The sequence below is a fragment of the Streptomyces sp. NPDC014861 genome (genome assembly GCF_043081625.1).
GTDB lineage: Bacteria > Actinomycetota > Actinomycetes > Streptomycetales > Streptomycetaceae > Streptomyces.
On sequence record NZ_JBIBWV010000007.1, the window covers coordinates 1 to 16,804 of the forward strand.

The window sequence follows — 16,804 nt, forward strand, 5'->3', positions numbered from 1 at the left end:
TTCTCAAGGTGCGGACGCTTCCTTCGTTCCTGTTTCCAGGCCCTCCGGGCGCTTCCTGCGCTTTCTTCGTTTCCGACTCTATCAGATCTTTCCGATCCGATTTCCTCGGTGCTTTCCGGTCCCGAATTTGTATTCCTCGGGGCCTTCCGGCGCATTCCGACTTTATCAGAAGTTCTGAGTCGGATTTCCCGCCTCCCGTTCAGCCGGCCGGGCGCACTGCGGCGCCGGAGCTTCCCGTTCTGGCGGAGCCGTAAACGTACTGGAGCGGGGCGCCCCGATGCAAATCGAGGCGCCCCGCTCCGTAACCCTGCTGGTCAGGCCCTTCGGGCTCAGACCTCCACGACGACCGGGAGGATCATCGGGCGACGGCGGTAGGTGTCGGAGACCCACTTGCCGACGGTGCGGCGGATCAGCTGCTGGAGCTGGTGGGGCTCGACGACGCCGTCCTGGGCGGACTTGTTCAGCGCCTGCTCGATCTTCGGGAGCACCGCGTCGAAGGCGGAGTCGTCGATGCCGGAGCCGCGCGCGTGGACGTGCGGGCCGCCGGTGATCTTGCCGGTGGAGGAGTCGACCACCAGGAAGACCGAGATGATGCCCTCCTCGCCGAGGATCCGGCGGTCCTTCAGGGAGGACTCGGTGACGTCGCCGACCGAGAGGCCGTCCACGTACACGTACCCCGCCTGGACCTTGCCGGTGATGCGGGCGCGGCCGTCGACCAGGTCGACGACGACGCCGTCCTCGGCGATGACGATGTGGTCCTTCGGGATGCCGGTCATCGCGCCGAGCTCGGCGTTGGCGCGCAGATGGCGCCACTCGCCGTGGACCGGCATGAGGTTCTTCGGCTTGCAGATGTTGTAGAAGTACAGCAGCTCGCCGGCCGAGGCGTGGCCCGAGACGTGGACCTTGGCGTTGCCCTTGTGGACGACGTTGGCGCCCCAGCGGGTCAGGCCGTTGATCACGCGGTAGACCGCGTTCTCGTTGCCCGGGATGAGGGACGAGGCCAGGATGACCGTGTCGCCGGGGACGATCCGGATCTGGTGGTCGCGGTTGGCCATCCGGGACAGGGCCGCCATCGGCTCGCCCTGGGAACCCGTGCAGACCAGCACGACCTCGTCGTCCGGCAGGTCGTCCAGCGTCTTCACGTCGACGACGAGGCCGGGCGGGACCCGGAGGTAGCCGAGATCGCGGGCGATGCCCATGTTGCGGACCATCGAGCGGCCGACGAAGGCGACCCGGCGGCCGTACTCGTGGGCGGCGTCGAGGATCTGCTGGATGCGGTGGACGTGGCTGGCGAAGCTCGCCACGATGATCCGCTTCTGGGCGTTCGCGAAGACGTTCCGCAGGACGTTGGAGATGTCCCGCTCGTGCGCCGTGAAGCCGGGTACCTCGGCGTTCGTCGAGTCCGACAGCAGGAGGTCGATGCCCTCCTCGCTGAGACGCGCGAAGGCGTGCAGGTCCGTGAGGCGGTTGTCCAGCGGCAGCTGGTCCATCTTGAAGTCGCCCGTGTGGACGACCATGCCCGCGGGGGTGCGGATGGCGACCGCCAGGGCGTCCGGGATGGAGTGGTTGACCGCGATGAACTCGCAGTCGAAGGCGCCGAGCCGCTCGCGGTGGCCCTCGGCCACCTCGAGGGTGTACGGGCGGATCCGGTGCTCCTGGAGCTTGGCCTCGATCAGGGCGAGGGTCAGCTTGGAGCCGATGAGGGGGATGTCCTGCCGCAGGCGCAGCAGGTACGGCACGCCACCGATGTGGTCCTCGTGGCCGTGGGTCAGGACGATGCCGACGACGTCGTCGATGCGGTCCTGGATCGTGGTGAAGTCGGGCAGGATCAGGTCGACGCCCGGCTGCTCCTCCTCGGGGAAGAGGACGCCGCAGTCGACGATCAGCAGCTTGCCGTCGTATTCGAAGACGGTCATGTTGCGGCCGATCTCGCCCAGGCCGCCGAGCGGGGTGACCCGCAGGCCGCCCTGGGGGAGCTTCGGCGGGGCGCCGAGTTCGGGATGCGGATGGCTCAAAAGTCTCTCCTCACCACACGCGCCACGTACCGGCCGGCACGTGGCGCGCATGACAATCGTGCACTTGCTGTTGTCGGTTTTCGGTTGTCGCCGTTTTCAGTTGTCGCTGTGTTCAGTTGTGAAGTCGGATGTCAGAGGTGTACCCCACCGGCGGCCAGATCGACCTTGAGCTGGGCGGTCTCCTGGTCGGAGAGCTCGACCAGCGGCAGGCGGAGCGGGCCGGCCGGGAGGCCCTGGAGGGCGAGCGCGGCCTTGGTGGTCATGACGCCCTGGGTGCGGAACATGCCGGTGTAGACCGGGAGCAGCTTCTGGTGGATCTCGGTGGCCTTCTCGAAGTCGCCCGCGAGGTGGGCGTCGAGGAGGGCGCGCAGGTCGGGGGTGACGACGTGGCCCACGACGGAGACGAAGCCGACGGCGCCCACGGAGAGCAGCGGCAGGTTGAGCATGTCGTCGCCGGAGTACCAGGCGAGGCCGGAGCGGGCGATGGCCCAGCTGGCGCGGCCGAGGTCGCCCTTGGCGTCCTTGTTGGCGACGATCCGGGGGTGCTCGGCGAGCCGGACGAGGGTCTCGGTGTCGATCGGGACGCCGGAGCGGCCGGGGATGTCGTACAGCATCACCGGGAGGCCGGTGGAGTCGGCGATCGCCGTGAAGTGCCGGTGCAGGCCCTCCTGCGGGGGCTTGTTGTAGTACGGCGTGACGGCGAGGAGGCCGTGGGCGCCGTCGCGCTCGGCGGTGCGGGCCAGCTCGATCGAGTGGTGGGTGTCGTTGGTGCCGATGCCGGCGACGACGTGGGCGCGGTCGCCCACCGCCTCCAGTACGGCTCGTACGAGCTCCGATTTCTCCGCGTCGCTGGTGGTGGGGGACTCGCCGGTGGTGCCGTTGACGACGAGGCCGTCGTTGCCTGCGTCCACCAGGTGGGTGGCGAGTCGCCGGGCGCCGTCGAGGTCGAGTGCGCCGTCCGCCGTGAAGGGCGTGACCATGGCGGTGAGGACCCGCCCGAAGGGGGTCTGCGGAGTGGAGATCGGAGCCATGGGTAACACGCTACTCGCTGCTCAGCGCCGGGTGTCCCCTCGGGGGGACGTGAGAAGAGGAGCCCGGCACTGCCTGCTCGGGGGTTCAAGCAGTGCCGGGTCCGTTTGATCAGCCTAGATGAACTTCACGAAACGTCGCAATACGGACACTTCGCGAGAGTGGACGAACATCTGTGCCTCAGGGCGCGACGCGTCCGTTCTTGTTGAAGGCCGCGTGGGTCAGCGGCATCAGCCGGGCCCAGTGCTCCTCCATCTTCTCGCCGACCATCTCGATCTCCCGCTGCGGGAAGGACGGGACCGCGGCCAGCTCGTGCTGGGTGCGCAGGCCGAGGAAGTGCATCAGCGAGCGCGCGTTGCAGGTGGCGTACATCGAGGAGTACAGACCGACCGGGAGGACCGCGCGGGCCACCTCGCGGGCGACGCCGGCGGCGAGCATCTCCTGGTACCTCTCGTACGCCTGGCGGTACGAGTCCTCCATCGCGCGGCCGACCAGCTCGTGCTGGGCCCCGGTGCCCTCGACGAAGACGTACTTGCCCGGGCGGCCCTCCTGGACCAGCTTGCGGGAGGTGTCGGGGACGTAGAAGACCGGCTGGAGCTCCCTGTAGCGGCCCGACTCCTCGTTGTACGACCAGCCCACCCGGTGCCGCATGAACTCACGGAAGACGAAGATCGGGGCGCTGATGAAGAAGGTCATCGAGTTGTGCTCGAAGGGGCTGCCGTGGCGGTCCCGCATCAGGTAGTTGATCAGGCCCTTCGAGCGCTCCGGGTCCTTCTGGAGCTCTTCGAGGGACTGCTCCCCCGCCGTGGAGACCCGGGCCGCCCAGAGGACGTCGGAGTCGGCCGCGGCGCTCTTGACCAGCTCGACGGTGATGTCGCTCCGGAGGTCGATCTTCACGGGCTCGGTGGGGGTGTCGGTCACCAGGGATACCTTCCAGTCGCCAATCGCAGTCGCCCACTCTAACGACGTCCGACTCCTTGGGGACGCACCCGCCCCGGCCCTCCGTCTGAAGGATGAGATTCGGCTGCATCGGTGAAAAACGGCACCAACCCCTCGGTTCTCTCGTCTGTACCTGTGAGGCACACGACAACCCCCGAGGAGAGTGACACCCATGTTCAGGCGGACAGAGGTCGTACCGTTCGCGTTCGTGGCGGAGGCCGACGAGTTCCGCAGTAACGTCACTCCGCCACCCCGGGAGCGACTGCGACCGGGGCAGGTCGTCGGGCGTACGCTGCTCGGGCTGACCGTCGTCGCGGGGCTCGTGGGCTCCCTGGTTCTCGGGATGCCTTCGCTCGACAGCACGGACTCGCCCACGCGCCAGCAGCAGTCCGAAGCCTCCGACAACCGCTGAGGTAGCCTCACCGGGCACCGCCCCTTCGAGCGTGCTTGTGAGTGAGGAACCGCCGTGCCCCTGACCTTTCTGACGGCCGACCGTGCCTTCGACACCACCGACGCCGTCGCGCTCCCGTTCGACGACCACGACCAGTGGCGCCGTCCGTACCGTCCGGGGCCCTACCGGGTCGGTGCGGCGGCGCTCGCGCTGCTGCTCGCCTCGTTCGTGCTGCTCGCCGCGGTGATCATCGCCGCCGCGGGGGCCGTCGGCGGAGCGCTCGTCACCTTCGGCTTCGCCGTGCTGATCATCCTGGCCGCGCTGCGTCTGCTCCGGATGGGCACCTGGGTGAGCCGCGCCGGCGTGCGCCGCGTCGGCTTCTTCACCACCGGCACCACGCCCTGGGCGAAGGTCGCCGGGGTCCGCACCGCCCAGCAGCCGGTGCGCTGGCTGAACTTCCCGCGCACCGTCCAGGGGCAGGCGCTGCTCCTCGACCGGACGGTCGGTGAGCAGCTGGTGCTGCTCACCGACCACAACGCCGACTTCCTCTCCCGGATCGAGGCCTTCGACCGGGCCGCCGACACCGTCGAGGCCTGGCACGCCGAGTACGGCGTCAGGCGCTGACCGTCCGGCCCTCGCGGAGGGCGATGGCCCGCTGCATCGCCTTGCGGGCCCGGGGGGTGTCGCGGGCGTCGTGGTAGGCGACCGCGAGCCGGAACCAGCAGCGCCAGTCCTCCGGCGACTCCTCCGTCTCGGCCTTGCGCCGGGCGAAGACCTCGTCCGCGGAGTCGCGGTCGATGCGGCCGCCCTGGGTGCGCTTCAGCTCGTCGACGGGGAGCCCGCCCTCGGCCTCCAGCTCCGCGGCCAGCCGGTTGGCCCGGCGCGCGAAGCGGGTGTTCTGCCACAGGAACCAGGCGCCGACACAGGGCAGCAGGAACGCCACCGCGCCCATGCCCATGGCCGCCGGCTCGCCGGTCAGGAGGAGCAGGACGCCCTCCATCGCCACCACCCCGAAGACCAGCACGAGGACGGTGGCGAGGAAGACGTACGTGATCTTGCCGCCCATGGCCGTCAGCCCAGGTCCAGGAAGTGCTCCAGGCCGAACGTGAGGCCCGGGGTGCTCACCACGCGGCGGACACCGAGCAGCACGCCCGGCATGAAGCTGGAGTGGTGCAGCGAGTCGTGGCGGACGGTGAGGGTCTCGCCCTCGCCGCCGAGCAGCACCTCCTGGTGGGCCAGCAGGCCCCGGAGGCGTACCGCGTGCACCGGCACCCCGTCCACGTCCGCGCCGCGGGCGCCGTCGAGGGCGGTCGCGGTGGCGTCCGGCTGGGCGCCGAGGCCGGCCTCCGCGCGGGCCTCGGCGATCAGCTGCGCGGTGCGGGTGGCGGTGCCCGAGGGGGCGTCCACCTTGTTCGGGTGGTGCAGCTCGATGACCTCGACCGACTCGAAGTACGGCGCCGCGAGCTGCGCGAACCTCATGGTGAGGACCGCGCCGATGGAGAAGTTCGGCGCGATGAGGACACCGGTCCCCGGGGAGGCGGCGAGCCGGCCTTCCAGCCGCGCGAGGCGGTCCTCGGTCCAGCCGGTGGTGCCGACGACGGCGTGGATGCCGTGGCCCACGCAGTACTCGAGGTTGGCCATGACCGAGTCGGGGGTGGTCAGCTCGACGACGACCTGGGCGCCCGTCTCGGCGAGGGTCTCCAGCTCGTCGCCGCGGCCCAGGGCCGCGACCAGTTCCATGTCCTCGGCGGTCTCGACGGCCCTGACGGCCTCGGAGCCGATACGGCCCCGGGCACCGAGGACCGCCACGCGCAGCTTGCTCATCGCACTTCTTCCTTAGGGGTGGAGGTCAGGAGACGGCCTGGTGGAGGCGGTCCGCCTGCTTGTCCTTCAGCGGGCCTATCACCGAGAGCGAGGGCCGCCGGGTCAGCACGTCCCGGGCGACCTCCCGGACCTCGTCCGGGGTGACGGCCGCGATCCGGGCCAGCATGTCGTCGACCGACATCTGGGTGCCCCAGCACAGCTCGCTCTTGCCGATGCGGTTCATCAGCGCGCCGGTGTCCTCCAGACCGAGGACGGTGGAGCCGGAGAGCTGGCCGACCGCGCGGGCGATCTCCTCGTCGGTGAGGCCGTCGGAGGCGACCTTGTCGAGCTCGTCCCGGCAGATCCGCAGCACGTCGTGGACCTGGCTGGGACGGCAGCCCGCGTACACGCCGAAGAGGCCGCAGTCGGCGAAGCCCGAGGTGTACGAGTACACGCTGTAGGCCAGGCCGCGCTTCTCCCGGACCTCCTGGAAGAGGCGGGAGGACATGCCGCCGCCGAGGGCGGTGTTCAGCACGCCGAGCGCCCAGCGGCGGTCGTCGGTGCGGGCCAGGCCGGGCATGCCGAGGACGACGTGCGCCTGCTCGGTCTTGCGGCCGAGCAGCTCGACCTTCCCGGCCGTGCGGATGGCCTTGCTGCCCTCGCGCGGGGCGATCGGGACGGCGTCCGTACGGGTGAGGGCGCCGGCCCGCTCGAAGGCGCGGCGGACCTGGCGCACCACCGTGGCGTGGTCCACGTTGCCCGCGGCGGCGACCACCAGGTGGGTGGGGTCGTAGTGCTTCTTGTAGAAGCGGGCGATCTGGCCGCGGGAGAGCGCGTTGATCGTGTCGACGGTGCCGAGGACCGGGCGGCCCAGCGGGGTGTCGCCGAACATGGTCTGCGCGAACAGGTCGTGGACCACGTCGCCGGGGTCGTCCTCGGTCATCGCGATCTCCTCGAGGATGACGCCGCGCTCGGCGTCCACGTCCTCCTCGAGGATGAGCGAGCCCGTGAGCATGTCGCAGACGACGTCGATCGCCAGCGGCAGGTCGGTGTCGAGGACCCGGGCGTAGTAGCAGGTGTACTCCTTCGCCGTGAAGGCGTTCATCTCGCCGCCGACCGCGTCGATCGCGGACGAGATGTCGAGGGCGGAGCGCTTGGCGGTGCCCTTGAAGAGGAGGTGCTCCAGGTAGTGGGTGGCGCCGTTGAGCGCGGGCGTCTCGTCGCGGGAGCCGACATGGGCCCAGATGCCGAAGGTCGCCGAGCGCACCGAGGGAAGGGTCTCGGTGACGATGCGGAGGCCGCCGGGGAGGGTCGTGCGGCGGACGGTGCCGATGCCGTCCTTGCCCGGGAGAAGCGTTTGGGTACGGGCGACGGCCCGCCCCTCGGAGGAGGGGCGGGCCGTCGTCGCGGAACTACGGGACGTCACGAGGAGGCGTCGTCCTTCGTCTCGTCCTCGCCCTCGATCACGGGGATGAGGGAGAGCTTGCCGCGCTGGTCGATCTCGGCGATCTCGACCTGGACCTTGGAGCCGATCGCGAGCACGTCCTCGACGTTCTCCACGCGCTTGCCGCCGGCGAGCTTGCGGATCTGCGAGATGTGCAGCAGGCCGTCCTTGCCCGGGAGCAGGGAGACGAAGGCACCGAAGGTGGTGGTCTTGACGACCGTGCCCAGGTAGCGCTCGCCGACCTCCGGCATGGTCGGGTTGGCGATGCCGTTGATCGTGGCGCGGGCGGCCTCGGCGGCCGGGCCGTCGGCGGCACCGATGTAGATGGTGCCGTCGTCCTCGATCGTGATCTCGGCGCCGGTGTCCTCCTGGATCTGGTTGATCATCTTGCCCTTGGGGCCGATGACCTCGCCGATCTTGTCCACGGGGATCTTGACGGTGATGATCCGCGGGGCGTTGGGGGACATCTCGTCCGGCGTGTCGATCGCTTCCATCATCACGTCGAGGATGTGGAGGCGGGCGTCGCGGGCCTGCTTGAGGGCCGCGGCCAGGACGGAGGCCGGGATGCCGTCCAGCTTGGTGTCGAGCTGGAGGGCGGTGACGAACTCCTTCGTACCGGCGACCTTGAAGTCCATGTCGCCGAAGGCGTCCTCCGCACCGAGGATGTCGGTGAGGGCGACGTAGTGCGTCTCGCCGTTGATCTCCTGGGAGATCAGGCCCATGGCGATGCCGGCGACGGGGGCCTTGAGCGGCACACCGGCGTTCAGCAGCGACATGGTGGAGGCGCAGACCGAGCCCATCGACGTCGAGCCGTTGGAGCCGAGGGCCTCGGACACCTGGCGGATCGCGTAGGGGAACTCCTCGCGGGTCGGGAGGACCGGCACGATCGCGCGCTCGGCGAGCGCGCCGTGGCCGATCTCGCGGCGCTTCGGGGAGCCGACGCGGCCGGTCTCGCCGACGGAGTACGGCGGGAAGTTGTAGTTGTGCATGTACCGCTTGCGGGTCACCGGGGAGAGGGTGTCCAGCTGCTGCTCCATGCGGAGCATGTTGAGGGTGGTGACGCCCAGGATCTGGGTCTCGCCACGCTCGAACAGGGCGGAGCCGTGCACGCGCGGGATGGCCTCGACCTCGGCGCCGAGCATCCGGATGTCCGTGACGCCGCGGCCGTCGATGCGGACCTTGTCCTTGATGACGCGCTCGCGGACCAGGGCCTTGGTCAGGGAGCGGTACGCGGCGGAGATCTCCTTCTCGCGGCCCTCGAAGGCCGGGAGGAGCTTCTCGGCGGCGATCTCCTTGACGCGGTCCAGCTCGGCCTCGCGCTCCTGCTTGCCGGCGATGGTGAGCGCCTGGGCGAGCTCGCCGCGGACGGCGTCGGAGAGAGCGGCGTACACGTCGTCCTGGTAGTCCAGGAAGATCGGGAACTCGCCCTCGGGCTTGGCGGCCTTGGCGGCGAGGTCCGACTGGGCCTTGCAGAGGACCTTGATGAACGGCTTCGCGGCCTCGAGGCCCGCGGCGACGATCTCCTCGGTCGGCGCCTCGGCGCCGCCCTTGACGAGGGCGATGGTCTTCTCGGTGGCCTCGGCCTCGACCATCATGATCGCGACGTCGCCGTCCTCCAGGACACGGCCGGCGACGACCATGTCGAAGACGGCGTCCTCGAGCTCCGTGTGGGTCGGGAAGGCGACCCACTGGCCCTTGATCAGCGCGACGCGGACGCCGCCGATCGGGCCGGAGAAGGGCAGGCCGGCCAGCTGGGTGGACGCGGACGCGGCGTTGATCGCGACGACGTCGTACAGGTGGTCGGGGTTGAGCGCCATGACCGTGGCGACGACCTGGATCTCGTTGCGCAGGCCCTTCTTGAAGGACGGGCGCAGCGGGCGGTCGATCAGGCGGCAGGTGAGGATCGCGTCCTCGGAGGGGCGGCCCTCGCGGCGGAAGAAGGAGCCGGGGATCTTGCCGGCCGCGTACATCCGCTCCTCGACGTCCACCGTGAGGGGGAAGAAGTCGAGCTGGTCCTTGGGGCGCTTGGAGGCGGTGGTCGCCGAGAGCACCATGGTGTCGTCGTCGAGGTAGGCGACGGCGGAGCCGGCGGCCTGTCGGGCGAGACGGCCCGTCTCGAATCGGATGGTGCGGGTGCCGAAGGTTCCGTTGTCGATGACGGCCTCGGCGTAGTGGGTCTCGTTCTCCACTATGGGTTTCTCCTACGTTCGTCTTTGGTCCGTGCGCCCGTGTGGCGCGGGACGGGTGCGGGAGAAGCACTGAAGGGGCGGGCCGGTCTTCGATCGAAGCACCCGGGATGAGGTCCGGGGGCCACTACCGAGGACCGGCGGCGTGCCGGCTGCTTCTCGCGCGGGTTGTGGCGTTCTGCGACCAGAGTAATTGCCGGTCGGTACTTCGCGCACGTACAGCAAAGGGAGCGGCCCCCTGAAAGTGGGAACCGCTCCCTCCGCAGCGTTCGCCATCCAGATGGATTACTTGGCGCCGCCGGCCGCACCGCGGCGGATGCCGAGGCGGTCGACCAGCGTACGGAAGCGCTGGATGTCCTTCTTGGCCAGGTACTGCAGCAGGCGGCGGCGCTGACCGACCAGGATCAGCAGACCACGACGGGAGTGGTGGTCGTGCTTGTGGGTCTTGAGGTGCTCGGTCAGGTCCGAGATGCGGCGGGACAGCATGGCGACCTGGACCTCGGGGGAGCCGGTGTCGCCCTCCTTGGTGCCGAACTCGGTCATGATCTGCTTCTTGACGGCGGCGTCGAGAGCCACGCGGTTCTCCTCAGGTTTCGTGCCCACGAGTGCCCCTGGTCTACATCTCAGGGGAGCTTCCGTGACTCGGGAGCGGAGGTCCGATGCGCGCTGCTCCCTGAAGCGGGGCCGCAGCGGGGCCGATGCGGGGCATCGGCGGGGTGCTGCGGGCTGCTTCTGGGAGCGCGTACACAAACGGCCGTCACACAGCGTACCAGGCGACTCAGGAGGTGAGCGCCCGGATGGAGTGGTAGACGTCGAAGACCGCGAGGCAGAGCGGCAGCAGCGTGAGCAGCACGAACGTCTCGGCGATCTCCAGGAAGCGGCCCCAGAAGGGGGTGACGCCCTTGCGCGGCACGATGAGGCCGATGGCGGTGAGGAGCGCGGCGACGGCGGCGATGGCGGCGGAGAGCCACACCGTACGGATGTCGAGAGCGGTGCCGTCGCCCTTGAGGGCCTCCACGATGAGCTCCGCCGGCGGGTTGAGGGCGAGGCCGAGGCCCAGTAGCACGAGGGAGCCGAGGCCGGCCGCGAGCGCGCAGCCGACCTGCGCGGTGTAGCGGAACAGGTGGGCCCGCATCAGCATGGCGACGCCGGTGGCGAGGGCCAGGAGCTGGCCCCAGACGGTGTTGGAGAAGCCGAGGACGGCGGCGGAGCCGACGGCGACCAGGGCGCAGCCGCCGACGAGGCCGACGAGGAGCTCGTGGCCGCGGCGGGCCTGGGCGGCGATCCGGGCGGCGTCGACCGGACCCTGGGGCTCGGTCTCGGAGCCGTATCCGCCGATGGCGGTCCTGGGCGGTTCGAAGCCGATGGGGAGGCGGGCGAAGCGGGTGGAGAGGCCGGGCAGGAAGGCGAGGGCGCCGACGGCGACGGGGGCGCAGACCGCGGCGGTCTCGGCCGGGGTGAGCTCGGTGAGGATGGCGGCGAAGCCGACGAGCACGCCGATGGTGGAGGCGAGCACGAAGGCGACGAAGGGGCCGTCCCCGCCGGGCGAGACGATCATGAGGATGACGGCGCAGACGAGGACGGCGGTGCAGGCCAGCAGGAACTGGAGCTTGCCGATGCCCTGCCCGCCGGTGAGGGCGAGCAGTCCGGAGCCGGCGACGGCGGCGTTCGCCATGGCGCCGGTGCCGAGGGCGACGGCGGAGCCTCGGTCGTCGTAGACGCGAGCGCGGACGGCGGCGAGCGCGAGGAGCAGGACGGCGGCGACGCCGGCCAGGACCCCGGGCAGGCCGTGCATGTCGTGGCGGGGCTCCGCCGTCCACAGGACGAAGGCGAGCAGGGTGAGGAGGACCGCTCCGCCGAGGAGGCCGGCGCCGCGCATCAGGGCGTCGGACCACAGGGTGCGGTCCTTGGAGACGGCGGAGGCGACGGCGTCGGAGACGTCGTCGAAGACGGCCGGGGGCAGCGAATCGGCGAAGGGGCGCAGCGAGAGCAGCTCGCCGTCGAGGATGCGCTGGGCGGCCAGGGAGCGGCTGCCGTCGAGGACGGTGCCGTCGCGGCGCACCAGGTGGTAGCCGACCGGGGCGCCGGGCGCCGGGGTCTGGCCGGAGAGGCGGAGCACCTCCGGGTAGAGGTCGGCGAGGGCGACGTCCTCGGGGAGTGCGACGTCGACGCGGCCGTCGGGCGCGACGACGGTGATCCGGCAGAAGCCGGTGCCGCCGTGGAACACGGTGGTGGGAGCCGACTGGCCGGCTCCGCCGGCCGTGGCTGGGGCCGTCATACTCACCTGCTGCTTCCCCTCGTGGTGATCCTGTGATCCCGGTGCTCCTGCCGGCGGTCGGGCCGCCGGGTCCGGCCGCCGGGTCGCGGACGGTGGCCCGGGCGGGCCTTGGCCCTTTCGGGTCGTGACCTTTTCGGGTCGTGACCTTTTCGGGTCGTGGAGCGGCGGGGGGCGTTCCCCTCGCCGGACCGTGAACCCGGCCGGACGTGGCCCAGCCGGGCCGTGACCCTTACGGGTCGTGGAGCGGCGGGGGCGTACCCCTCGCCGGACCGTGGAGCGGCGTGGACGGGTGGTCCTCGCCGGACCGTGGAACGGCGTGTGGACCGTACCCCCCGCGGACCGTGGAGCGGCGCGTGGACCGGTGGTCCCCGCGCCCCGGATGTTGCGCTCCGAATGACCCGATTTTTGCGATAGTTCATGGCCACGCAAATATTTCGGGCCACCCTACCGCCCACCCGTGACCCCGCACCAAAGTAGGATCCCTCCCCGCGGATGGATCCTGTCGCCACGGGGGCGTCTGGAGGAACTTTCCGTCCGGCAACGGAAATTGGTGAGCTGTGAGCCAGATCGTCGTCAAGCGCCCACCGCGGGCCCTGCCGTCCGAAGTGCCTGACGAGCAGGTGCAGTTGCAACCTCCGCCGGAGCTGCCCCGGGGGCAGCAGGAGGGTGCCCTGATGCAGCTCCTGCCGATGCTCGGCATGGGCGGCTCGGTGGTCTTCTTCTTCATGACGCCGAACCCGATCATGCGGATCATGGGCATGGTGATGATCGCGTCGACGGTGGCCATGGCCATCGCGATGCTGGTCCGCTACCGCCGCGGCACCCAGGGGCAGCTCGCCGACCTGCGGCGCGACTACCTCAAGTACCTGACGCAGACGCGCCGCGCGGTGCTGCGGACGGCGCACCGCCAGCGGGACGCGCAGTTCTACCTGCACCCCTCGCCCGAGCAGCTGTGGGCGCTGGTCGCCGAGGGCAGCCGGATCTGGGAGCGGCGGATCGGCGACGGCGACTTCGCCCAGGTCCGGGTCGGCCTGGGCAGCCAGCAGCTGGCGACGCCGCTGATCGCGCCCGAGACGGCGCCGGTGGACGAGCTGGAGCCGCTGACGGCGGGGGCGATGCAGCAGTTCCTCAGCGCGCACAGCACCCTCGACGGGCTGCCGATGGCGGTGTCGCTGCGCGCCTTCTACCACCTGACGGTGGGCGGGGACCCGGAGGCGGCCCGGTCGACGACCCGCGCCATGGTGGGGTCGCTGGCCGCGCTCCACTCCCCCGAGGACATGGTCATCGTCATCGCCACCGGCGACGGCGCCGCCCCCGAGTGGGAGTGGGCGAAGTGGCTGCCGCACGTGCAGGCGTCGGGCCCCTCCGACGGCGCGGGCAGCCGCCGGCTGATCACGACGGACGCGCGGGAGCTGGAGGACCTGGTGACGGGCCGGCTGGAGGGCCGCCCCCGCTTCCAGGGCCCGAACCACCCGCTGCTCGACTTCCCGCACCTGGTCGTGGTGCTCGACGGGCAGTCCGTGCCGCAGACCTCGGCGCTCGCCACCCCCGAGGGCATCCAGGGCGTCACCATCATCGAGGTCGTGCAGGGACGCGGCCCCGGTACGAGGGGCGACCTGTCGGTGGTCGTCGAGGGCGGGGAGCTGCGCCTCGAATCGGGGCACGGGCACGTGTACGACGGCAGCCCGGACGAGCTGAGCCTGGACGCCGCCGAGGCGCTGGCCCGGCAGCTCGCGCCGCTGCGGGTGGCGGGCGGTTCGGACGACGACGAGCCGCTCCTCGCCAACCTGGACTTCACCGACCTGCTGAACCTCGGCGACGCGGCCTCGATCGACGTGGGCCGCACCTGGCGTCCCCGGTCCCGGTCGGAGCGCCTGCGCGTCCCGATCGGCGTCGGCGAGGACGGCGTCCCCGTGATGCTGGACCTCAAGGAGGCCGCGCAGGAGGGCATGGGCCCGCACGGTCTGTGCGTGGGCGCGACCGGTTCCGGCAAGTCGGAGCTGCTGCGCACCCTGGTCCTCGGCCTGGCGGTGACGCACTCCTCGGAGACGCTGAACTTCGTCCTCGCGGACTTCAAGGGCGGTGCCACCTTCGCCGGCATGTCGCAGATGCCGCACGTGGCCGCCGTGATCACCAACCTGGCGGACGACCTGACGCTGGTGGACCGCATGGGCGACTCCATCCGCGGTGAGCTGAACCGGCGCCAGGAGATGCTCCGCGACGCGGGCAACTACGCCAACATCCACGACTACGAGAAGGCGCGCGCGGCCGGCGCCCCGCTCCAGCCGATCCCGTCGCTCGTGCTCGTCATCGACGAGTTCTCCGAGCTGCTGACGGCGATGCCGGACTTCATCGAGATGTTCGTGCAGATCGGCCGCATCGGCCGGTCGCTCGGCGTCCACCTGCTGCTGGCCTCGCAGCGCCTGGAGGAGGGCCGGCTGCGCGGCCTGGAGACGTACCTCTCGTACCGCATCGGTCTGCGGACCTTCTCGGCCGCCGAGTCCCGGGCGGCGATCGGCGTGCCCGACGCGTACTCGCTGCCGAACGTGCCGGGCTCCGGCTACCTGAAGTACGGCACCGACGAGATGGTGCGGTTCAAGGCCGCGTACGTCTCCGGCACGTACCGGGTCAACCAGCACGCCGTGACGCCGGGCGGGCCCCTGCCGGTGGACCGGCGGCCGGTGCCGTTCACCGCGGCGCCGGTGCCGGTGCGCTACCTGGAGCCGACCGAGCGGCCGCTGGTCCCCGAGGCCCGGGCGGCCGAGGACGACGCGCTGGCCGACACGGTGCTCGACGTGATCGTGCGCCGGCTGGAGGGGCGCGGCGTGGAGGCGCACCAGGTGTGGCTGCCGCCGCTGGACAACCCGCCGGCGCTCGACTCGGTCCTTCCGGGACTCGCGGGTGTGGAGGGCCGGGGGCTGACGCAGCCCGGCTACGAGGGCGCGGGCCGGCTCGTCGTACCGCTCGGTGTGGTGGACAAGCCGTACGAGCAGCGCCGCGACACGCTCTACCGGGACTTCTCCGGCGCCGCCGGCCACATGCAGATCATCGGCGGCCCGCAGTCCGGCAAGTCGACGCTGCTGCGCACCCTGATCTCGGCGTTCGCGCTCACCCACACCCCGCACGAGGTGCAGTTCTACGGGCTGGACTTCGGTGGCGGCGGCATGGCGTCGGTCGCCGGGCTGCCGCACGTCGGCGGGGTCGCGTCCCGGCTCGACCCCGAGCGGGTCCGGCGGACGGTCGCCGAGGTGTACGGCATCCTGTCGCGGCGCGAGGAGTACTTCCGGGCCGCCGGCGTCGACTCCATCGCGACCTTCCGCAGGCTGCGGGCCCGGGGCGACATCTCGGTGACCGACCAGCCGTGGGGCGACGTCTTCCTGGTGATCGACGGCTGGGGCAACTTCCGCACCGAGTACGAGGGTCTCGAGCCGGCCGTCGTGGACATCGCGGCCCGCGGTCTGGGCTACGGCATCCACGTGATCATCACGGCCTCCCGCTCCATGGAGGTCCGCGCCAACCTCAAGGACCACCTGATGAACAGGCTGGAGCTGCGGCTGGGCGACACGATGGACTCCGAGCTGGACCGCAAGATCGCCGCCAATGTCCCGACCGGGGTGCCCGGCCGCGGTCTGACGCCGGAGAAGCTGCACTTCATGGCGGCCGTCCCGCGCATCGACGGGATCAGTTCCGACAGCGACCTCGCCGAGGCGACGGCCGCGATGACGCAGGAGGTCACCCGGCACTGGACGGCGCCGGGCGCGCCGGAGGTCCGGCTGCTCCCGCGCGAGCTGGACGCGCTCGCGCTGCCGGCGGGCCACGCGGAGCCGCGGCGCGGTGTCGCCTTCGCCATCGACGAGAACAACCTGGAGCCGGTCTTCGTCGACTTCGACCGCGACCCGTTCTTCCTCGTCTTCGGCGAGAGCGAGTCCGGCAAGTCGAACCTGCTGCGGCTGATGATCAAGCAGATCACGGAGCGGTACGACGGGGCCTCGGCGAAGTTCTTCGTGATCGACAACCGGCGCGCGCTGCTCGATGTGACGCCGGCGACCCACCTGGCCGAGTACGTGCCCATGTCGAACAACATGGAGCACCACGTCGACGCGCTCGCCGACCTGATGCGCCGCCGCTCGCCGTCCGCGGACGTCACGGCGCAGCAGCTGCGCGACCGCAGCTGGTGGTCGGGGCCGAACCTGTTCGTGGTCGTCGACGACTACGACCTGGTGTCCACGTCGAGCGGCAACCCGCTCGCCAAGCTGACGGAACTCCTGCCGTTCGCGCGGGACGTGGGCGTCCGCTTCATCATCGCCCGCAGCGGGGCGGGCGCCAGCCGCTCGGCGTACGAGTCCTTCATGCAGCGCATGATGGAGCTCGGCGCCCAGGGCGTCCTGCTCTCCGGCGACCCGCAGGAGGGCGACGTCCTCGGCGGCGTCCGCATGCGCCCCATGCCGGCCGGCCGCGGCGTCTTCGTCTCCCGCCAGCGCGGGAACCCGCTGGTGCAGACGGGACGGATGCCGGAGCTGTAGGGGTTCGGGGGGACGGCGGTGGGGGGCCGTGCTGGTCACCTCACCGCCTGTGCGGTGCTTGCGGAGGAAAGGGCGGAGGTCCTTGCGGGCTCCTGACGGGCTCTCCTTACGGGCTCCTGACGGGCTCTCCTGACGGGCTTCCCCGGTCGGCGGTCGGCGGTCGGCTGACCGGCCGGTCGGCCGGAGACCGGTTCGC

General features: G+C 71.0%; 12 protein-coding genes. 3 read left to right on the forward strand and 9 right to left on the reverse strand.

What is annotated here, in order from left to right:
- Positions 1 to 329: 329 nt before the first annotated feature.
- From ACF1BN_RS16390 to thyX, 3 genes are all read right to left on the reverse strand, one after another.
- On the reverse strand, positions 330 to 2,015 hold the full coding sequence (locus ACF1BN_RS16390; RefSeq protein WP_392332309.1) for a ribonuclease J: 1,686 nt from the start codon (positions 2,013 to 2,015) through the stop codon (positions 330 to 332).
- Positions 2,016 to 2,146: 131 nt separating this feature from the next.
- Positions 2,147 to 3,046 (reverse strand): 4-hydroxy-tetrahydrodipicolinate synthase, encoded by a 900-nt coding sequence (gene dapA / locus ACF1BN_RS16395; RefSeq protein ID WP_392332310.1) that lies wholly within the window; start codon positions 3,044 to 3,046, stop codon positions 2,147 to 2,149.
- A gap of 178 nt (positions 3,047 to 3,224) precedes the next feature.
- Positions 3,225 to 3,965, reverse strand: coding sequence for an FAD-dependent thymidylate synthase (gene thyX, locus ACF1BN_RS16400; protein WP_392332311.1), 741 nt, complete (start codon positions 3,963 to 3,965; stop codon positions 3,225 to 3,227).
- Positions 3,966 to 4,155: 190 nt separating this feature from the next.
- Between thyX and ACF1BN_RS16405 the strand changes: the two genes are divergently transcribed.
- Together ACF1BN_RS16405 and ACF1BN_RS16410 are read left to right on the forward strand one after the other, a co-directional pair.
- Positions 4,156 to 4,395: a hypothetical protein gene (locus tag ACF1BN_RS16405; protein ID WP_392332312.1), complete on the forward strand. Its 240-nt coding sequence runs from the start codon at positions 4,156 to 4,158 to the stop codon at positions 4,393 to 4,395.
- Between the two features lie 54 nt (positions 4,396 to 4,449).
- Complete coding sequence (locus ACF1BN_RS16410; RefSeq protein WP_392332313.1) at positions 4,450 to 4,998, forward strand: hypothetical protein; 549 nt, start codon at positions 4,450 to 4,452, stop codon at positions 4,996 to 4,998.
- Here the strand turns inward: ACF1BN_RS16410 and ACF1BN_RS16415 are convergent.
- From ACF1BN_RS16415 to eccD, 6 genes are all read right to left on the reverse strand, one after another.
- Complete coding sequence (locus ACF1BN_RS16415; protein WP_392332314.1) at positions 4,988 to 5,440, reverse strand: hypothetical protein; 453 nt, start codon at positions 5,438 to 5,440, stop codon at positions 4,988 to 4,990. The genes ACF1BN_RS16410 and ACF1BN_RS16415 overlap by 11 nt on opposite strands.
- Positions 5,441 to 5,445: 5 nt before the next feature.
- A complete protein-coding gene (gene dapB / locus ACF1BN_RS16420; RefSeq protein WP_392332315.1) occupies positions 5,446 to 6,198 on the reverse strand; it encodes a 4-hydroxy-tetrahydrodipicolinate reductase in 753 nt (250 codons plus the stop codon).
- Between the two features lie 25 nt (positions 6,199 to 6,223).
- Positions 6,224 to 7,603 (reverse strand): M16 family metallopeptidase, encoded by a 1,380-nt coding sequence (locus ACF1BN_RS16425; protein ID WP_392332316.1) that lies wholly within the window; start codon positions 7,601 to 7,603, stop codon positions 6,224 to 6,226.
- Positions 7,600 to 9,810, reverse strand: a complete 2,211-nt coding sequence (locus tag ACF1BN_RS16430) for a polyribonucleotide nucleotidyltransferase (protein ID WP_392332317.1) — start codon at positions 9,808 to 9,810, stop codon at positions 7,600 to 7,602. Before ACF1BN_RS16430 ends, ACF1BN_RS16425 begins: the two co-directional genes overlap by 4 nt.
- A gap of 282 nt (positions 9,811 to 10,092) precedes the next feature.
- On the reverse strand, positions 10,093 to 10,383 hold the full coding sequence (gene rpsO, locus ACF1BN_RS16435) for a 30S ribosomal protein S15 (protein ID WP_043230508.1): 291 nt from the start codon (positions 10,381 to 10,383) through the stop codon (positions 10,093 to 10,095).
- Between the two features lie 202 nt (positions 10,384 to 10,585).
- Entirely contained in the window at positions 10,586 to 12,085 is a 1,500-nt protein-coding gene (eccD, locus tag ACF1BN_RS16440) for a type VII secretion integral membrane protein EccD (RefSeq protein WP_392332318.1), read from the reverse strand.
- A gap of 557 nt (positions 12,086 to 12,642) precedes the next feature.
- Here eccD and eccCa point away from each other — a divergent pair.
- On the forward strand, positions 12,643 to 16,608 hold the full coding sequence (eccCa, locus tag ACF1BN_RS16445; protein WP_392332319.1) for a type VII secretion protein EccCa: 3,966 nt from the start codon (positions 12,643 to 12,645) through the stop codon (positions 16,606 to 16,608).
- Positions 16,609 to 16,804: the final 196 nt, after the last annotated feature.

Coding starts and splice junctions, on each gene's coding strand:
- ACF1BN_RS16415 (WP_392332314.1), bottom strand. CDS start 5,440: ATGGGCGGCAAGATCACGTACGTCTTCCTCGCCACCGTCCTCGTGCTG.
- dapA (WP_392332310.1), bottom strand. CDS start 3,046: ATGGCTCCGATCTCCACTCCGCAGACCCCCTTCGGGCGGGTCCTCACC.
- ACF1BN_RS16405 (WP_392332312.1), top strand. CDS start 4,156: ATGTTCAGGCGGACAGAGGTCGTACCGTTCGCGTTCGTGGCGGAGGCC.
- dapB (WP_392332315.1), bottom strand. CDS start 6,198: ATGAGCAAGCTGCGCGTGGCGGTCCTCGGTGCCCGGGGCCGTATCGGC.
- eccD (WP_392332318.1), bottom strand. CDS start 12,085: ATGACGGCCCCAGCCACGGCCGGCGGAGCCGGCCAGTCGGCTCCCACC.